18 protein-coding genes are annotated in these 18,985 nt (G+C 36.7%); 6 read left to right on the forward strand and 12 right to left on the reverse strand.

The annotated features are described in order from the left end of the window. Window positions 1-2: 2 nt before the first annotated feature. The gene (locus BCM40_RS15205) at window positions 3-1,883 is read right to left on the reverse strand and encodes an McrB family protein (protein ID WP_065525132.1); all 1,881 of its coding nucleotides are present in this window, start codon (window positions 1,881-1,883) and stop codon (window positions 3-5) included. 831 nt (window positions 1,884-2,714) lie between these two features. On the opposite strand from BCM40_RS15205, the gene BCM40_RS15210 reads away from it, so the two are divergent. Together BCM40_RS15210 and BCM40_RS15215 are read left to right on the forward strand one after the other, a co-directional pair. Then, window positions 2,715-2,933 carry a hypothetical protein gene (locus tag BCM40_RS15210; protein WP_065525131.1) on the forward strand — a complete coding sequence of 73 codons (219 nt, stop codon included), beginning with the start codon at window positions 2,715-2,717 and terminating at the stop codon, window positions 2,931-2,933. A 77-nt stretch (window positions 2,934-3,010) separates the two neighbouring features. Next, window positions 3,011-3,514: a hypothetical protein gene (locus BCM40_RS15215; protein WP_065525130.1), complete on the forward strand. Its 504-nt coding sequence runs from the start codon at window positions 3,011-3,013 to the stop codon at window positions 3,512-3,514. 78 nt (window positions 3,515-3,592) lie between these two features. Here the strand turns inward: BCM40_RS15215 and BCM40_RS16535 are convergent, their stop codons facing one another. After that, entirely contained in the window at window positions 3,593-5,494 is a 1,902-nt protein-coding gene (locus BCM40_RS16535; protein ID WP_065525129.1) for a DEAD/DEAH box helicase family protein, read from the reverse strand. 351 nt (window positions 5,495-5,845) lie between these two features. Here BCM40_RS16535 and BCM40_RS15225 point away from each other — a divergent pair, with 351 nt between their 5' ends. After that, entirely contained in the window at window positions 5,846-6,061 is a 216-nt protein-coding gene (locus BCM40_RS15225; protein ID WP_065525128.1) for a hypothetical protein, read from the forward strand. Window positions 6,062-6,142: 81 nt separating this feature from the next. Beyond that, complete coding sequence (locus BCM40_RS15230; protein ID WP_065525127.1) at window positions 6,143-6,517, forward strand: hypothetical protein; 375 nt, start codon at window positions 6,143-6,145, stop codon at window positions 6,515-6,517. A 189-nt stretch (window positions 6,518-6,706) separates the two neighbouring features. Here the strand turns inward: BCM40_RS15230 and BCM40_RS15235 are convergent, their stop codons facing one another. From BCM40_RS15235 to BCM40_RS15250, 4 genes are all read right to left on the reverse strand, one after another. Then, on the reverse strand, window positions 6,707-7,651 hold the full coding sequence (locus BCM40_RS15235; protein ID WP_065525126.1) for a hypothetical protein: 945 nt from the start codon (window positions 7,649-7,651) through the stop codon (window positions 6,707-6,709). Window positions 7,652-8,120: 469 nt separating this feature from the next. After that, complete coding sequence (locus BCM40_RS15240) at window positions 8,121-8,483, reverse strand: YolD-like family protein (RefSeq protein ID WP_065525125.1); 363 nt, start codon at window positions 8,481-8,483, stop codon at window positions 8,121-8,123. Window positions 8,484-8,667: 184 nt separating this feature from the next. Further along, window positions 8,668-8,919, reverse strand: a complete 252-nt coding sequence (locus BCM40_RS15245; protein WP_008498882.1) for an AbrB/MazE/SpoVT family DNA-binding domain-containing protein — start codon at window positions 8,917-8,919, stop codon at window positions 8,668-8,670. Window positions 8,920-8,930: 11 nt separating this feature from the next. Continuing rightward, window positions 8,931-9,221 carry a hypothetical protein gene (locus BCM40_RS15250; protein ID WP_065525124.1) on the reverse strand — a complete coding sequence of 97 codons (291 nt, stop codon included), beginning with the start codon at window positions 9,219-9,221 and terminating at the stop codon, window positions 8,931-8,933. A gap of 193 nt (window positions 9,222-9,414) precedes the next feature. Between BCM40_RS15250 and BCM40_RS15255 the strand changes: the two genes are divergently transcribed. Next, a complete protein-coding gene (locus tag BCM40_RS15255; protein ID WP_065525123.1) occupies window positions 9,415-10,455 on the forward strand; it encodes a zinc-binding dehydrogenase in 1,041 nt (346 codons plus the stop codon). Between the two features lie 405 nt (window positions 10,456-10,860). Next, window positions 10,861-12,018 carry a DNA/RNA non-specific endonuclease gene (locus tag BCM40_RS15260; protein ID WP_065525122.1) on the forward strand — a complete coding sequence of 386 codons (1,158 nt, stop codon included), beginning with the start codon at window positions 10,861-10,863 and terminating at the stop codon, window positions 12,016-12,018. Between the two features lie 204 nt (window positions 12,019-12,222). Here BCM40_RS15260 and BCM40_RS15265 read toward each other — a convergent pair whose 3' ends face one another. From BCM40_RS15265 to BCM40_RS15290, 6 genes are all read right to left on the reverse strand, one after another. Further along, window positions 12,223-12,828, reverse strand: a complete 606-nt coding sequence (locus BCM40_RS15265) for a YesL family protein (RefSeq protein ID WP_065525121.1) — start codon at window positions 12,826-12,828, stop codon at window positions 12,223-12,225. Between the two features lie 62 nt (window positions 12,829-12,890). Further along, window positions 12,891-13,847, reverse strand: a complete 957-nt coding sequence (locus BCM40_RS15270) for a carbohydrate kinase family protein (RefSeq protein WP_065525120.1) — start codon at window positions 13,845-13,847, stop codon at window positions 12,891-12,893. A gap of 112 nt (window positions 13,848-13,959) precedes the next feature. Next, complete coding sequence (locus BCM40_RS15275; protein WP_156851314.1) at window positions 13,960-15,423, reverse strand: glycoside hydrolase family 32 protein; 1,464 nt, start codon at window positions 15,421-15,423, stop codon at window positions 13,960-13,962. Window positions 15,424-15,437: 14 nt separating this feature from the next. After that, window positions 15,438-17,039 carry an ABC transporter substrate-binding protein gene (locus tag BCM40_RS15280; RefSeq protein WP_065525118.1) on the reverse strand — a complete coding sequence of 534 codons (1,602 nt, stop codon included), beginning with the start codon at window positions 17,037-17,039 and terminating at the stop codon, window positions 15,438-15,440. Between the two features lie 18 nt (window positions 17,040-17,057). After that, window positions 17,058-17,954 (reverse strand): carbohydrate ABC transporter permease, encoded by an 897-nt coding sequence (locus BCM40_RS15285; protein ID WP_065525117.1) that lies wholly within the window; start codon window positions 17,952-17,954, stop codon window positions 17,058-17,060. Window positions 17,955-17,969: 15 nt separating this feature from the next. Beyond that, on the reverse strand, window positions 17,970-18,851 hold the full coding sequence (locus BCM40_RS15290) for an ABC transporter permease (RefSeq protein WP_420330061.1): 882 nt from the start codon (window positions 18,849-18,851) through the stop codon (window positions 17,970-17,972). Window positions 18,852-18,985: the final 134 nt, after the last annotated feature.

Here is an 18,985-nt window from a genome sequence, read left to right on the forward strand (position 1 = left end):
CATCACCAAAAACGAATGATTCGTTCGTCTTCCAACATACTCTCTAACTTTTGTAAAGAACGCGGATAATTTTTTATACTTGCTTTAAAGTTATTTATTGCTTCTGTACCGTCTGAATCTCGTCTAGATAGTTCAATTCTAGGTAAAATTTTAGTGAATACTAATTGGTCAGTATATTTACTTTCTATTTCAAGAGTACGTTCTTGCTCTGGTGTTCTACTTAAGTAACCAACTAATTGCTTGTATCCTCTGCTATTCAAAGGAGCATTGGGAACCGCGTCTAGTTGATGAGATAAATCCATAATTTTTTGGGCTTCACTTTTTATAGTTTCTTCGTCATGAAGAGGTTTCGAGAATTCTTCCAATGAAAGATCAATAGCACCCACATTTACGTAAGTCTTTAATTCTCTTTCGATTCTTTCTCTGTTTCTTCTTTCTAAGTGGCCTAATTCAATAATAAAACTGCGGTCGATTACTTTAGGACTTAACGGTTTGACGGTATGATCCATATTTACAGTTCCAATAAACCGGACATTTTTAGGAATTGAGAAATCATAAGTATAGCGTTCGATTAATTCAGCAGCATTCACATATTTCTCTTCTAATTTATTTTCAGCTGTCATACTGTTGAGTAATGATTTTGCACTTATAAAATACCGTTTACTATATAAACGAATAGAAGGCTTTTCCTTCTCTCGGGCACTCAAGAATTCAGAGAAATAGTATTCTACATGAGCTAGATTCATTTCATCCAGGCAAATCAAATGAAGATTTTCTGAATCTTGTTTTGCATCTGCTAAAGCTTCCATAAAGGGAGATGCCACATAACACTTATCAATCGGGTTAAAGTATCCGAGTAAATCTTGTGTATCTGTCCAACTTGATTGAACAGGAATCATATGAACTTTAGCCCCTTTGATGGCCTCTCCCATCGCTGAAACAATACTTGACTTACCCGTGCCAGAAGGACCACTAAGAACAACCATTGTATTTGATTGGATTCCCCTTATAAATTGTTCAATTATTACTTCGTCGTATATTAAATCATCATCTGAATTATGATAAATCAACGATTGCAGTAGACTAATCATTTTTTGCGGTTCTTCAAGAGAATATGTTTCTTTTCTTACTTCTTCAACTACCTCATCGAGCTCCCTCAACTCTAAAACTCTATTAAAAATTTTTAGCCATTCTTTGTTTTTATTATCTAATAACACTTCTCGGTTCTCGTATTCTTGCTCTAGAGCAGTTAACTGTTTGGTTAATTGTTGAATTTTCTTTTTTTCTCTACTTATATCTTTTTGAACATCTTTAGACAGTAGTATCAATCTTTCAGTAAGGACTTTTTCCATGTCGCTTTCTAACTCGTTAAGTGCTTGAATATATAAAGTATCGCCTCCGAATCTTTTTAGAACTTCTTCGAAAGACTTTTCTATGCTTTTAAATTTATGAAGGTCAATAGAAAAAATACTAGTCGATGCGATTTTAGGATGTCGTATTTTATAAACTGTATTGAATAACATACCTTCAACTAAAGGTTCACTTAGCTTTTCTTTTTTAATCGTAGCCTTCACTTCCCATTTTTCATTAGGAAGTAGTGGATTAGAGCAATATTGATACTTGCTTCCTTCCATTTGCATGATGTAAGCAGTGATGACATAAAAATTAGTTTCTGTTACATGAAAATTTTTAATTTTACACGTTAGAGTGTTTCCTAAAGGGCCCTCACTTAATAATTCTACAAATCGAGTAATATCTTCCTCAGTAGCACTTTCATTCAACAAAGCTTCTCTTAAGTCATCTATGTCTGCCTTACCATCGGTTTCCATCCATTGTTCGAACGAATATGTTTGATTTACTTCTTCTACAGTAACAACATCCATCTTAAATCCCCCAATCACAGGTATATATACCTTTTTTTATAATATTACTTAGTAGTATTATAAACACTTCCCACTAAATAATATACATTTTTTAGTAATATAATAGTTATTTGTTTACTATACTTATTAATAATTTTTTAAAATTTAATGAAAGAAATTATAATGCTTTTCTTGTAATAAGTGAGTCAAAACTCTTATTGAAATTTTATTTACAATTTTAATTCACAAAAAATTATTCAAAAGATAATGAAAGTAGCGTAGATAAGAAATTTTAATTTTCCAGTAGGTGTTTCCCTACTATTTTCTCCTGAAATATCTATTAAAATTGTCGTTCCAATTACTCGAAAGCGGCCAGTATATTTGATTCGTTTTTTAATATTAATCTTTATACATTGAAATTCAGAGATTTTAATCATAACAATGAGCCAACACAAAATTAAACCTCGGTTCCAAGAACGTGCAACAGTTATTTAATTTTGTGTTGACGAACCGATAATCTTAAGTGAATCAAAATGCTCTATAAGAATTAATTAAATAAACCACTTTTTTTTTGAACTACCAAGTAGAGACTACCGTCTCTACTTTTTTATTTCTCCTAATTTATATAGATAGAGGCTACCGCCTCTACTTTTAATGAATTAAAGAGAATAAAGGCTAACGCCATATCGAGTGAGGGGTGAATAAAACGTGTTTTTTATCTTGCAATACATATTCAGAGGCAATTAGGAATTTCATCTTTCTGTATTGTCACAGCGTAAAAAACCAGTATATTCATCACTTTGATAAAAAAATCACTCACCTAAAAAAAATAGAAATTTGGAGGTTTTTATCATGACAATTAGTCAACATGCAATACAACGATTCCAAGAACGAGTAACAAATGAATCACCTGAATTTATCCGCCTATTTATCATAAGCGATATTCAATCCAGTACTTTTCTATACAGTGTAGAGGATATAGCTACCTTAGAATGTAATGGCATCACGTATATCGTGGACTATCGGAACGCATCGAATCCATTTGTGAGAACGGTATATCTATCAGCATAAATTCAAATACCGATTGATAGATATACCTTTTACAAACCCATAACTAAACAAGAAGAATTAGAAGGAGCTGTTGTGTCATGTTAAGTAACGAAGATCAAAAAGGGTTCGCACAGATATTTGAAGAAACATTTGGGTATTTACTAAATGAATTCGAGGAACAGCAAGAAGAAGTACCAAAAAAATTCGCAGTTGTGCGAAAAGGCCTGCAGATCAAAAATTTTAAGAGTAAGCAACTACTCCCACCGCTAAGCAAGGCACAAGAGTCTCGTGCAATTTCAATTGCACTTCAAGAGATTCGAAAAACGAGAGAATACACACTTACGATTTTCGATCACCAAACCACTGAATTGAATCGTGTATATGCTAGTTACCCACTCCTCTTAGCTAAAAAGTTCGATAAAATTTATTCGGAAGCTTTTCAAAGCATTCAAAACGTAACGAGTAACGCGGAGCATTTCATTACTGGAGATTTTCATAATATCGAAGCTGTAAGAAATGATTTAAGACTAATTCCATCATTAAAGGAAAAACGTTTATCCGTTTTATCTAGCATTCTAGACGTCTACAATCAAAAAAGATAACTCTCATAACGCTTCATTAATCGATATGAAAAAACAGAGCCCATCATTTAATGTTGAGCTCTGTTCCACTATTATCACCTATGACTTTGAAAAATAAATTACCTCTTTATTCACTTTCCCACCTTGTACTGATTTTTCAATAATATCGAGTTCATTTCGTCGAAAAACCGCTGTGATAATCTTTCTTTTCTTTGGGTCATGCCAATGTTGATTTAATAAGTTCTTCAGTGCACTTCCGTTCGTAACTTTCCCTACTGCTGCGGGCAACTTAATATTTTCATTTATAATTTTCTCAGCTGCCTCTTTAACTTTTTCGTCTAATCTCGCCTCAAACTTCGAATCTTTTTCTACGTCCGTTTGAATCAAGCTGACTTTCCCATCAAACATCTTCATCATTCCTTCAATTAAATGATCAAAATTAGTTGCTATGAATATGTGCACGGTCTCATCAGATGAAACCGATAAATTGCGGATATTACTTCGGCTAATTATTTGAAACAGTTCTGCCCGCAAACTTTCTTCATAGATTTTTTCAATTCGTTCATCAGCAAACCAAGCGTTCTTGTTCTTCTTGTCTTTCACTTCCATTGAAAAATCGAGTGGCAAAACCGCGTTCTCATATAAGCTAATCGCCATGGCTTTGTAATAGCTGGCAGTCCTATTGGGTAATGACGTTAAGTACAAACTGTTTTGATCTGACAGGTAATTTTTCCCAACTGTATTCAATAAGTTAATCGGTAACGTAGAATCATCTGAGTCAGATATTTGGAAGTAGGTTTCAAAATTTTCTTTACTAATCACGTTCAATTTCACGTATTCCTTAATCTCAAATTTACTCATAATTGGAAACGGTACAATGCCTAAATTCTGCTGTATCTTTTGAATATCACTTGCTATTAACTTTTGGGTTGAGAACCCTCTCATGATTCTTCTCTTTCTAGCAGAAGTGTTTATACGTTGTTGGTGAATCGTTAATCGTTCATACTTCGTGTGATTGACCGAGGAATGAAGCCTATATTCTTTATTGTAGATTTCTCGCGTATGGGAAGCCGTTCCATCAAGAATCAGAATTGAACAGCCTGACTTTCGATAATCAATTCTCCTGCTACAAATAATCTTTTTATGATCCGAATAGCTTTCTGAGTAAAAACCTGTGTCTATGTATCCTGTCGCATCCACGTAAACCAATTTCTTAAACCACTGAAAAATCCCTATACTCTCTGCTTTACTCATCTTTTCCATGTGATTTTCTACTATTTCAAAAAACTTTATTAGCACTTCTCGATATATCTCACTATCTAAGTGAGATATCAGTGCTTTAGTTTTAACTTCTTTATTTTGCAGAAATTCTCTGGCCAATAGAATTTGAATTAAGCTACGAATCATGATTTGTTGTTCACTAGTAAAAATATGGCCACCGGCTTTGAAACAATCATCTAGCCACTCCAACCCTTTGCCTAATTCGAATGTAGTACTGTCAACAAACACTGGAGCTTCATCAATAATTAGGACTCTTTTTCGGTCTTTCCAAACTTTAAATGCTGACAAGTGATTGGTTGTTCCCTCATTCAAAATTAAATTTTTCAATCGTTCATGAGTAATGATGACAAATTGATAGTCTGAAATGAACGCTTTCACCTGATGGTAATTTTCACTATCCACATATAAAACTCCATTTGGATACCCTTCTGCAAAAGACGCTAATTCTTTTATTTGTTTTTTTTCACGCAAAACAATCAAGCCGCTAACTGAGCTTCGATTTTCCAGATTTTTTTTGATAAATATTTTCAATGCAGTTGTCTTCCCATGCCCTGGTAAAGCATTTAAGACCTCATAAACTGAATCAATCTCGCTTCTCTCCATAAACGTGTCAAAAAATTCTAAACTCTCTATTAATGCTTCCGTTTTCAACGTTTTTAAATACTCTTTCGAAAAATCTCTTTCCCATCCGGTATACCACTTTTCTTTTATCTCTAGCATCGATTGTCCCATCCATTCATTTAACATCCATATTTAAAGAGCTAGTCGACCATAGCATTATGAAATGGAACTCTTCACAGCGCGGTTAAAATTTAACCTCTTCTTTCTTCTATATCGGCGTACAGCACACATTTTTTAACTTCGAAAATCAAAAAGAATGCATTAAAAAGTGAATCAAATGACTTTATAGAAATGATCAATATCCATCCACTTTTTTGAGAATGAATATGTAGTCTTTTTGTTCCTCCGGGAAATGATGGGATAGTGAAATATGTTAGTCTCTTTTGCCCCTCCGGGGGACTTAGGGTGATTTAAAAATTATTTATTACAAAAATCGAGGAGGAATTCGTAATGTCAATTACAAACCATGCAATTCAACGTTTTCAAGAAAGAGTCACAGAAGAGTCCGAAAGTTTTATTCGTTCTTATATTTGCTCTGCTGTAAAAGCTAGTACGCTGCTTTATAGAATAAATGGGATTGAAAAATGGGAATTTGAAGGTATTGTTTTCATAATTGATTCAAAAAGTGGGAATACTCCCGTAGTGCGTACGGTTTATCTTGCTTAAATTGTTGAGATCGGGCGACTTTTCTGTTGTCCGGTCTTATATATATTATGACTAAATTAATTATCCTTAGGAGGAATTCATATGTTACTTATGCCGCGTAAAGAATACGTAGTACATTGCAGAGATATAGACCAAATAGAGTATCGATGGCACTTAGATATGCAACCTGGGAAAAAGTCCTGGCTGGTTGTCAATAAAATAATCGAACCGGGACTTATTTTTAAAGACCACTTAATATTGTCAGTTGAAGAGTTAATAGCTCCTCAATCAAGTTCTACTTTTTATAATTCAACTAAAAAAGCGATTTCAAAAAATGAATTCGACTTTGCTAGTGATACATCAGATTTTATTCACGCTGGCAACCCTTTGTATGGTGATGCTTACAGATGTCACATTTGCGATGGTGTAGTAACAAATAATCGCTGTTCTAGCTGCATGTTTGATTGGGACGATTAAGTAAATAAAAGAAATGGGAAGAGTCTATTCGACTCCTCCCATCCTACTACAACGCTAACCAACTGAGGAACAAATTTAAAAACGAGCTCGATAGAATATCAAACTTAGGCATAGCTTTTTAATTTTAAATCCCATTTTTTACTTCAAATCATTCTTTACCAACAATATGAGCCAAATGAGCCAAATAATTTACTTATGGTATATAACCGCATCCATGGAAGGGAGTGTAATTTGATGTCCTACTACTGATTCATATGTGTTGGATCCTGTTAGTTCTCCATAAACAGTAATTGTATCTCCATCATAAATGCCTTCCATTCCTCCCCACCTTTGGGAAGTCACATATAATATTTCGTCAGGACGGCCATCAATTTGCAAGCGTAGAAACGTGTTGGTGGTACTTCTACCTAGTTCATTCACTCCCTCCTCTTCTTGAATTTGTAAGACTTGCCCAGTGAAAGAAGTAGGAGTCTCATTAAATTTAAAAGGGTTTTTTTCTAACTCTTTATAAAGAATTTTTTCCTTTGCATAATATGCGTATACTTCTTCTATTTCATGAGCTTCATTTACTTCAAAACTATCATCGAATCTAAAATCATACCCTACTCCATCTACAGCTGTACTGAACCAAAAAGTAGTTGATGCAGGGAATTTTTCATTAAAATCTTCTTCCGTAGAGATTTCATCTTGTATAAAAGAATTTTTCGCTTTTGTTACGGGTATTCTTATTAGCGTATATATCATAGAGCTAGGTAATGGCAAACTATTGAAATGGGCGTCATCGAATGTATAACTTATCAGTCCACCTGTTACTGTTGTCTCTACTTCTTTATAAGACAATCGCTCTACATACTCATCAAGTACGTCATATTTTTCTCCCCAGCTGTCTGGGTGACCACTATTCAATATTATTTCTACTATTGTGCCTTCAGGCAATGCTGTTTCGTATTCAATATGCAATGAATTTTCTTCTTTGTTAAACTCCGAAGTCTTCAAGTCAATATCCAGACTTTTTTCATTAAGCAGTGTTTTTTCTTCCTGTTCTTCAACCTCAATTTGATTTGACACTGTTTCTACTGATCCGCACCCTGCTACTATTAGCATACAGAATACTACAACGATAATCTTCTTCATAATAACCACCTAAAATGTATTTTTGGGACTTCGTTCCTTTTCTAGCTTACTATTTTTCTCCTTAAACTAAAACAAAGAATATAACTTATTTAGTTTAAATTATTTATTTTAAAGGTTATTATTGGAAGATTTTATGATTTACAGGCAGAAGAAGCTTCAAAGCTCGCTTTATTACTATGGCCAGATCATACATTAGAGGAATTTGTTCAAGAAATGAATCAGCTTATTATTTAGGACGACTCCACTATTTTCTTAGCCTATCGCAACAACGAAGTAATTGGATTTGTACAATGTTAACTACGAAATAATTAGATTGAAGAGACAAGTTCAAATCCTGTTGGGTATTTAGAGAAGAGTAGCTCGGTGGTGCACCCCAGAAGTTAGAATTCAAACCTAACTTTTGGGGGGATTTAATAGCAAAGATTAATCAATACTTTTAAAAAGTTATTTCTTGTAAATTGTCTCTTCTCTAATCGATAGCTGAAATGGAGACGACTTCACGAACTGAGACGCTTCTTCTTTTGTTGACCTCCGCATAAATTAATACTTGATTTCGAAAATCGATGTCGATAATGACTCCTTCATGATCATGAAATTCCCCTTCTCTCCACGTTTGAATGCAAATCGAACACTTTCTTTTCATCGCCAGTTCCATTTCTTCTTGGATCAGTTGCAAATCCATTTCGGTTAAATCTGGCTTCGCTACCTTTTCTTCTTTTCCTCGCCATGCTTTAATCAGTTCGACATGGTCGGTCAAAAACATCCCTTGCCACTTAATGATTCCACGGTCTTTGATTTCGCCCACGTGTTTCATGTGTTTATTCCGTTTCATGCAATCACCTCCCAAAAATAAGAACATACGTTCTTAATATACCGCTTAAATTCTATTTCTAAGCATGGGTTTTTAAATAAAAAAAGACCCAAAGAATGAATTCACTCTTCGGATCTTACTACATGGGTATTCAGTTCACTCTTTTTTCAAGACAATCTTCAAGTACCGTCACAGCGTACGTTCATTATTCACTACTCATGTACTGCACAATTTGTTTCAATCCTTCTTTACTAATCCACGCTTCGCCAATTCGAATGGCTTCATCGGCAACTTTTCCCGTTACAGCGCACACGTATCGCTGACGATGAGGTTCAATGATGATTTGGCGTTCATTGTGTGTGATGTCGACTTGGTCGCCCTCATGCAACTGAAAAATATCCAGAATTTCTTTTGGTATAACCAAACGTCCTGCGTTGTTAATTCGTTTTGTATGCACGATTTCCCCCCTTACTCTGCCTTCACACTTTCTTCGACTGCTTGATTGAGTTCTTTTAAGCGTGCTTCATATTTCTTTACTGCTTTTTTATCTTTTTCTTTGGCTAACGCTTCTTCAATTTGCTGTTTCTCTGTTCGCCATTCCTTTAACGCGAGTGCCTTCTTTTCGGCTTCGAGCACCTGGCTCATCCATGCTTCCTCGGTTAAACTGTGTTTTTCAAGAAAACCTTTAGCTCCTTGGAAATCCTTTTCTTCAACAAATGCTTCGATGACGGTTTCAATCCGACAATCTGTTAAATCCACTTGATTCTGCAGTTCTACCGTCCCCTTTCAATTTACACCTATAGGATTTAGAAAGGTCTAGCCACAGACAACTCTGGGAATATATAGGTAGACTCTCGTATTGTCCTGCTTTATCGTTAATCTAGGATTGGCAATGAAAAGACAAGCCCAAATGCTATTCAACAAAACCAAACAACAGAAAGGTGGCAACCCGATGAAAGCTATTCAAGTGACAGGATATGGTGATGTAGACAAGCTCAAGCTGGTGGAACTGCCGATTCCAGAACCTGGAGACAACGACGTGCTCATCAAAGTAAAAGCTTGCGCCATTAATAATACGGAAATTTGGATGAGAGAAGGAGCTTATGGGACTGACGCGAAGTCCGGATGGCGCCCAGAAGGTGTTCACTTTCCGAGAACACCCGGTTCAGATATAGCAGGCACAATCGTAAAAGCAGGAAAACGCGTAGACAAATCCATGATTGGAAAAGATGTTGTCATATTCCCCTTCACCTCGAGTGGACAGGAAGGAACGGAACATATCTCAGAAGACATGTCATTTATCGGGTCGGAATATGATGGTGGATATGCGGAATACGTAGTCTGGCCGGCTGACCTTTGTTTTGATATGCCGCTCGCGGACTACACAGAAAGTGCTGTTTTTTCTGTTAGTGGGATGACTGCCTGGCATATGGCAGAACAAATTCAAGCTCATTCTGGTGAGACCATTGTGGTGACTGGCGCAAACGGAGGGGTTGGATCGTTAAACGTCCAAATTGCCTCTAACGTATTTGGCGCGAAGGTCATTGCGATCGTTGGCGACCTAGCTTTAACCGACCGAGTAAAAAAGCTGGGGGCAACACACGTCTTGTCTTATAAATCACCGAACCTCGCCGAAGACATACTCGAGGTAAATGGCGGCCCCGTGGATTCAGTCTTAGATGTTGTTGGCGACGCCTTGTTCTCCACTTCTCTTCAAGTCTTGAAAAAAGGCGGGAAATTTTGTACTTCTGGCTCTGCAGGTGGACAACACACAAACCTGGACTTTAGAACCTTGTACTTAAAACACCTTACGCTTTACGGATCTGTTTTGGGCACGATAGAAGAATTCAAACGGATGCTCAAAGCCATTTCAGAAGGCAAAATCAAACCCGTCATCGACCGGACTTTCCCTCTCGAACAAGCTCCAGAAGCTCAAGTGTACTTTAAGAAATCAGGAAAACTAGGGAAAATTGTCTTGCTGCCAGAAGAATGAGTAAGTACGGATAAAAGAAGTTTGAGATTGTCTGATGATGAATGGATTCACCATGAATTATGCAAATCCGCTCTTATAAACATACAGAAGCGACCCTCCAAATCAGTTAACCTGATTGAGGGTCGCTTTTTCGTCATGCACTTTTGATGAATAGCTGGTACGTCAACACTAAATCAAACAACGTTTTAGGGCTACGTTTCGATAAAGGCCGGATATCAAAATTCAGGATTTCATCCCCCAATATCTCTCACTGATGTCATCCGGATTCAATGAGAATAAAGAGCGTCCAATTTATTACCAAATAAAATATTGTTATTTCCTTACATTCCCCCCTTATTACATGGTATATTTTGGACTAGAAATTAGAGAGAAAGATTTATAGAGAAATAATAGGGGGATTTTTAAATGGATATCGTTTTTGGTTTATTACTATTTGTTGCCTTAGTGGCTTTAGTCGCTAGTATCGTGATGCTACTGGTCAGTTCAATATTTAAAAAGGGATGGACGACAAAACAAGCAGGTTTAGCTACAGGGGTTTCATTTGCAATCATGGTTGGTTCTTTTATTGGCCTGGGCTTTACGATCGAAGAAGTACAGACTACAGAAGAAGTTGAAAGTGAGCCTACAGTAGCGGATTCAGAGAAAGAAAAGGAAGAACTTCTAGCTCAGGAAAATGCTGAAAAGCAGGCTGCCGAAGAAAAGAAAAAAGAAGAAGCACGTCTCTTAGCTGAGAAAGAAGAAAAAGAAAAAGCTGAGGAGCTTTTGAAAGAGCAAGAAGAAGAACGTTTGGCTAAAGAAAAAATTGCAGAAGAGGAAGCTTTAGCAAAACAAAACAATGACTTATTCGCCGGATACAGACTCATCGAAGTCGATGGCGGAGATCAATCCGGACATCGCGAGGCAAACGTAGTCGTCGAAGTCGGGTTTGGTGACCGGGAATATTGGGCGTTCACGAACGAATACGGCCAATTAGAACGGGTTGTAGCGGACGAAATCGTTTTGCAAGATGACGATAATGAACCTGTATTGGCGTCTGGCCGATATTATTCGGATGAAGCCAAAGTTCCGGGTGTGGAAAGTGATGTGTTAGATGAAGGACACGTACTTGCCGATTCGCTTGGTGGGGTATCGAACGCTTATAATATCACGCCACAAGAAAGTACGCTCAACCGACATGGCGATCAAGCCTATATGGAAGATGCGATTCGCAAAGCAGGTGGTGCGACCCATTTTGAAGCAATCATCACCTATGCGGATACAGAAACGCAGATTCCTTCAAGTTATCAATATACGTATACGATAATGGGGAACGAAGTTGTTGATACTTTTGATAACATAAACCCTGATGAACTAAATGCATCGCTCGGTTTAACCCAAAGCGAGCCGACAGAGTCCAGTAGTCCAACGACAACCGAAGATGTTTCGAGTGTAGATACAAACGGCAATGGACAAGTAACGATAGCAGAAGCCAAAGCAGCCGGCTTTAGTATGCCAATCATGCGTGATCATTGGTTATACCCGCATATGCGAGATAACGACAATGATGGTATGGTCGGCGAGTGATTTTTTAACTTGCGAATAGCACTCTACTTTTTCGAACGAATAAAGCCGCAATCAAAAACTTACTTGTTTTTGATTGCGGCTTTATTTTTTTACTTCAGTCCTTTTATAAAATCGTGCTCGAGGTCTCTCCATAAAGTTCTGGTCATTCCTATTGTGTTTCTATGCTAATGTTCAATTACTTCTTTGTTGAATCGTGAATGCCTATTAAACTTCTTTCTTTGAAAAAGACAAATAGGAGAATTTCATCAATACAAAACTAATTAAACTTATTCCAAATAGAAATAGCAACACGGGTAATTGTAGATATAAAAATGAGATAGCCCCTATACTAATTGCCATGATCAAAGTATGCAAGGGGCGGGCAATAACAAGGATAAATGCATGTTTTGGATACTGTGAAAGCTTTAAATCGTAGTGAACAAATACAGAGAAGATATACATTAAACTAAGAAGATATACGAATATAACAACCATAGTGGCACTCATCAGAATTGTATAAAGTGTATCCTGATTTATATAATGTAATGCTTTAAAATCTGCATATAATACTAGTCCAATAAACAACATAATATAGCCTACAATATTGGCTGCTACGAATTCCGATTTAAATTTGGTCCAAAATAATTTTGTGATGGAACTACTGTCTGACTCCATGATAATAAGCCTCATAACCGCAAATAACGCTGCAGTTGCAGGGAAAATCCCTACTATAAACAAACCGAAAAAAGAAAACACAATCCATAAAAAATTTAACAATACTAAATTAAATCCAAGATTCCCTATTCGCATGTACCATTGTGTTCCATACATAATTACCTGGACCCCCATTTAAGCCGGCAAAATTAAATCTTCAGCTGATGTTATTCTCTATATTAGATGACTTCGTCTAAAGTTGGAATAGCAGAAATTGCCCCTATTCTAGTACAAACAATCGCCCCAACTTTATTGCTTATAGAAGTTATTTTTTTGATCTCCTCAAAATTCTCTAGCGTTTTTTTCACATCTTTTTCTTTAGCCAACTGGTAGAGCATTGCACCCACAAACGCATCTCCCGCACCCGTCGTATCTATAGAATCTATTGTAATACTTGGAATGACTTCTTGCTTATCGTCATTCGAAATTAACGTTCCTTCCTTGCCAAGGGTAAGTGCAATTAAGCTTGCTCCCATTTGGTGTAGAAGTTGAATCCCTTTGCTAAAATCTTTTGTACCAGTAATAATCTCTAATTCTTCTTGACTGACTTTCACAAAATCAGCTATTGCAATCCCTTGTTTTGCTAGCTCTATAAAACTAGGTTTATTGTTTTTCCAAAGATCGGATCTGTAATTGGGATCAAACGAAACAAATTGTCCATTTTCCTTTGCCAACTTCATAGTATTTAAATATGTAGATTGAAACGGTCCTTCTAGTAAAGCAGTTGCAGATCCAAAATGAAGAATAGCAGATTGTTGTAATTTCGTCTTATCCAACTCTTCTTCTTTTAAAAATGCATCGGCGCCTCTGTTAAAAACAAAATCTCTTTCTCCACTTTCCATCAACGAAACAAAGGCTAATGTAGTCGGGTGACTATCATCAACTACCAGCATAGAAGTATCGACATTTATAGCTTCCAACGTGTTTTTCAGAAATTCCCCAAACGGATCGTTTCCTACTTTCCCACAGAATAAAGCAGTTCCACCTAACTTTACAATGGTCGCACATACATTAGCAGGTGCTCCGCCAGCCTGTTTTTCAAAAATATTTCCGTCCACTAAATGATCGCCTGCATCTTTACAGTAAAAATCGATTAACAACTCTCCGATACAAACTACGGATGTATTTTTACTCATACCTTTACTCCCCTCGTCAATGTACCAATTATTCTCTTCTTAAACTTTAAAAAGAGGAAACAATCAAATGTTTCCTCTTTTTTAGGTAACCAAACACTATTTAACTTCATGATTATCCCGTTACATTTTTAGCGGGAATTGCTACATAACCATCCTCAACAATCATACGTCCACCTTGACTATAAAGTATTATGCTTTCACAAGTTTCATCCGGATATACTAAACTTGTAATGGCATACGTGCCATCATTGATAAAGATTTCAATGGAATACTTTTCAATAATCACGCGTAATTGAATATGATTTCTCTCACTCATTTCAAGTTCTTGATCGGTCGAAAACATTTCGGAAAACTCCACATTTCCAGAATTTCTTCTTTTTAATAAGATCACTTGATTTATTGCATCATACTCGATGGTGGTGATGTGGGTTGACGTATGATTCAACGCCACACCAAACCGATCCGCCTCATTATTGATATCCAAAAACAAGTCCACATATCGCTCATTCACTTCAAATTTCTTTGAATTAGAAGGGTTTACTTCACAATCTTTAATGGCTTCACTTATTTCAAAATAAGAAGTTAACTCTTCTACCGGATATTGAATAACTTTATAGCTGCCTTCTATGTTCCGAAGGTAAAGTTCTCGCGGAATCGTCATCTGATTTCTCCATCCATCCGTCGGAACCACATTGGCATATCTCCAGTTGCTCATCCATCCCAAGTAAATTCGCCGTCCATCTTCCTCCGGGATATCCGAAAAACTTACACCTGCATAATTGTCTCTTCCATGGTCTAGCCACCTAATGTCCTCATGTTCCGGCGTAAAGACAGAACCATTAAACGTACCCACAAAATACTGTGTGCGCGAACCCATTGTTGATATTCCATTGTCTCCAATGCTGACTATCAAAACCCACTTTTCTTCTCCTGTATCTTCTACCTTTAGTTTAAATAGGTCAGGACATTCCCATACCCCATCATGGGATCCGCAATTATCCCCAAACTCACTTTCAAATTCCCAATCTATTAAATTTGATGAGGAATAAAAAGAAATAGATTGACCTGTTGCTAATGACATAATCCATTTACCTGTTTCGATGTGGTGAAAAACTTTAGGATCTCTGAAATCACTTTTTGTCGCATGAGAAAGTACAGGATTGCCTTCATACTTCACCCACGTTCTGCCATCGTCTTTGCTATACGCTAGACTTTGTGTTTGTTTTTGTGCTATTTCAGCACTGCCATCTTGGTGATGTGTAAAAATGGCTACTAAGCCTGGTTCATCTGGAAAGAACCCTGTCGTATTATTCCAATCTACTACTATACTTCCAGAGAAAATAGTTCCGTTCTCATCGGGATATAATGCTATTTCAAGTTCTTCCCAAGTAATCAAGTCCTTGCTGACAGCATGCCCCCAGTGCATAGGTCCCCATATATTGTCATTCGGATTATGTTGAAAAAACAAATGATATTCACCTTTAAAATAGACTAATCCGTTTGGATCGTTTAACCAATTTTTCTTCGTTGCAAAGTGCAAACTAGGTCTGTATTGTAGCAATTCTTGTTTTATCAATTGGTTCTCCCCCATTAGCTATCAGTTCGATCATAACCTTTTTGTTTAATTTCTAACCATTCTTGTAACCCAAGACGATCTAGCTCCGTCAAGTACTCGTCCCATTCTTCTTCTACCGTTCCCTTTGCAATCCATTCAGCTTTTTTCCGTTGAATATACGGTATCAAATCTGCTTCGATTGTAGATAGACGCTCTAATTCTTCTAGACTGAAAAACACTTTTGGGTATATATTATCCGCCTTCATATGTGGAACCATTACTTCTTTCATTAAATCCAATCTCCAAGCAGCATCATCGGGCTTTGTTGTTACTTTTCCATAATAGCTGTCCAAAATCGCCAACGGGCCGCCAACTGAAGTTCTTTCTCGTAATTCAACAGGTGCAGTTCCTTCAAGACTGAGGTGTTTTAACATATCTTCCTCTTTATCAAATTCAAAGATATTCTGCATGTCTTCGTCTCCATACGTCCCCCAGTTGTTTTGTACAGATTGGTGAGGGGCATAAAATTCATCTACCCATTTTGCCGTTAATTCAAGATTTTGATTGGCACCAGTGATCACCATTTTTGAACGATCAAAACCTAAACCATTTGTTCTAGCGACATTTTTTTGACCATTCGGCCCTTCCAAAGGTGGCATAAGTTCATAGTCGTCATTCATACCTGAAATATTGGCTTTATCCCATGTAAAGTACATTCCATATCGTCCCTCTTGGCCTTTAGCTACATACGTAGACCACTCTTGTTCAAAGGCTTCGATATCAATTAGCTCTTCCTTGTGCAATTCATTCATAAATTTGATAGCTTCTTTGTATCCAGCTTCGCTAGATGTCAATTTAACTTCTCCATCATTTGTCACAACGGTGTGATCCCAATTATCACCTAGACCAAAAGAGCCGAATAAGAATCCAGGATCCTGTCCTCCGTCATTGATAATAAATGACATCGGAATTGTTTGTCCGTTACCTGCAAGGTCATTCTCTTTAAAAGCGATTAACACTTCTTTTAGTTCTTGCGTTGTTGTAGGCATTTCTAAGCCCAGTTCTTTTAACCATGTGACGTTTATCCACGGGAAATTATCTACAGAGTGAATACTTTCTTTTCCTTGACCCAGTTCTTCTATCCAAGGAAATGCATAGATATTTCCGTCTGGGGCAGTCATCATCTCTCTATATTCTGGAACTTCTTCTAGAACTGCTTGCAGATTAGGCATATGACTGTCTATTAAATCGTTCAGAGGAATAATAGCACCATCTTCTGCCAAATTTAATAATTCATAGTCACTGTAACCAGCATTATTAATTGCATCTGGCATATCTCCACTAGTCATTGCTAGATTTCTTTTCTCTCCAAATGTTTCCCCTGTAAAGTTTCTCCATTCAATATGAACGTTTGTTTCCTCTTCTAATCGCTGATTAATCAACTTTTCATTTGGGTCTTCAGGTGCTAACGGAGAACTTTGTGTCATGATTTTTAGGGTCACTTTTTCCTCTAAAGGAAATTCAACGTCCGAAAGTCCATAATCCTCTGACCAAGTATTTTTGTCATTGCCGCTACACCCTGAAACTACTGCTCCGATAATCAGCAGCGATGAAACTGCTTTTAATGCTTTTTTCATAATGATTCCCCGCTTTCTTTATTTTAATGAGCCGACCATTACACCTTTTTCGAAATACTTTTGGAAAAAAGGATACATAATCAATAGTGGTAAGCTTGAAACTACAATAGAAGAATACTTTATCATTTCGGCAATTTTTTGAATCTCGGCTCTTGCAAGCTGATCTGCAATCATCCCCGGCTGTACTTCGTTCTGGATCAGAATTTCACGTAACACTAGCTGCAACGGATAAAGTGATTGATCTTCGAGATAAATCATTGCATTGAAATAAGAGTTCCACTGACCTATAAAAGCATATAAAGCTAATACAAAGATAATCGGCTTAGACAGCGGCAAAATAATCGTTAAAAATATTTTGAAATCTGAAGCACCATCAATTCTTGCTGCTTCCTTCAGTTCATTCGGTAACCCTTTAAAATAAGTTCTAGAAAGGATAATATTCCACACACTTACAGCCCCTGGCAATATGATTGCCCAAGGTGTATTGATCATGCCTAACTCTTTAATGAGTAAGTATGTAGGGATCATTCCCCCATTGAAGAACATGGTTACAATAAAGAAGAGCATAAAGTATTTTTTTCCAACTAAGTTGTCTACGGATAAAGCGTATCCAGCAAGAACTGAAAATAAAACAGAAACGATAGAAAATCCACCTGCATAGAGAATCGAGTTAAGAAACCCTCTGACGATGGTGCCGTCTTCAAATATTCTTCTATAACTATCCAGCGTCCAGTCATCGGGATTAAATGACATCCCTTTTGTCAGCAATACATTGGGATGAAGAAACGAGCCGAACAACACATACAAAAGTGGAACCGTAATAATGAGCACCATTAAAATTAAAATGATTTTGTTAATCAAGAGAAGCATTCTATCTGCTTTAGAATTATTTACAAGGTCAATTTTGGATTTCATTGATTGTGCTCCCTTCTAGTAAAGTGTTTCACCATTTAGTTTTTTGACAACAGTATTAGCAATTACTAGAAGAAGCAAACTAATAACCGAATTGAATAATCCTACAGCAGCTCCAAATGACCAATCCCCTGCTTGTAAACCTCTTTTATATACATACGTATCAATAATTTCTGAAGCAGGTAGGTTCATATCGGTTTGAAGTAAGTATGCTTTTTCAAAACCAATCCCCATGATCCCACCGATTGCTAAAATAAACAGGACCGCTATAGTCGGTTTAAGCACTTGCAGATCAATATGAATAATTCTTTGAAAAAGGGAAGCACCATCAATCGTAGCAGCATCATGAAGTTGAGGATCAACATTCGAAAGTGCAGCAACATAAATAATGGATGAAAAACCTGCTACTTGCCAAACACTAGATGCAATGAATACGCTTCTAAAATACGATGGGTCTGTTAAAAAGGACACTGGCTCATCTCGAAACAAAGTCAAAAATTCATTAATCGGTCCTGCGGGAGATAGAAAGATGAATAACATCCCCGATATGACGACTGTAGAAAGAAAATATGGTGCATAAATAATTAATTGGATATGCTTTTTAACTTTGGCTCTCCTCAGCTGATTTAACATCAGTGCCAAAATAATTGGAATGGGAAAGCCGATGAGCAATTCAAAAGCACTCAACTTTATCGTATTTGTAAATATTTGTTGAAAGTTAGGCGACTGTAAGAAATTAATGAAATGGTCGAAACCAACCCATTCACTCCCCATAATCCCTTTGATCGGACTAAAATCTTTGAAAGCAATTGTAACCCCATACATTGGTATGTAATTGAACACGAACACTAGCACAACTGCTGGCAGCAAAAATAAATACAAAAGGAAATTATTTTTGATGTAGTTTTTATGGCTTTCTTTGCTTTTTGTTGCTTGAACTGTTTTCTCAAATACTGCTTTAGCCACGATCCCTTCCTCCTTCTTATGTTTCATAAATAAACACAGTTTAAAATTCCATTGGCGATGAGCAAGTT

Source organism: Planococcus donghaensis, from assembly GCF_001687665.2.
Taxonomy (GTDB): Bacteria; Bacillota; Bacilli; order Bacillales_A; family Planococcaceae; genus Planococcus; species Planococcus donghaensis.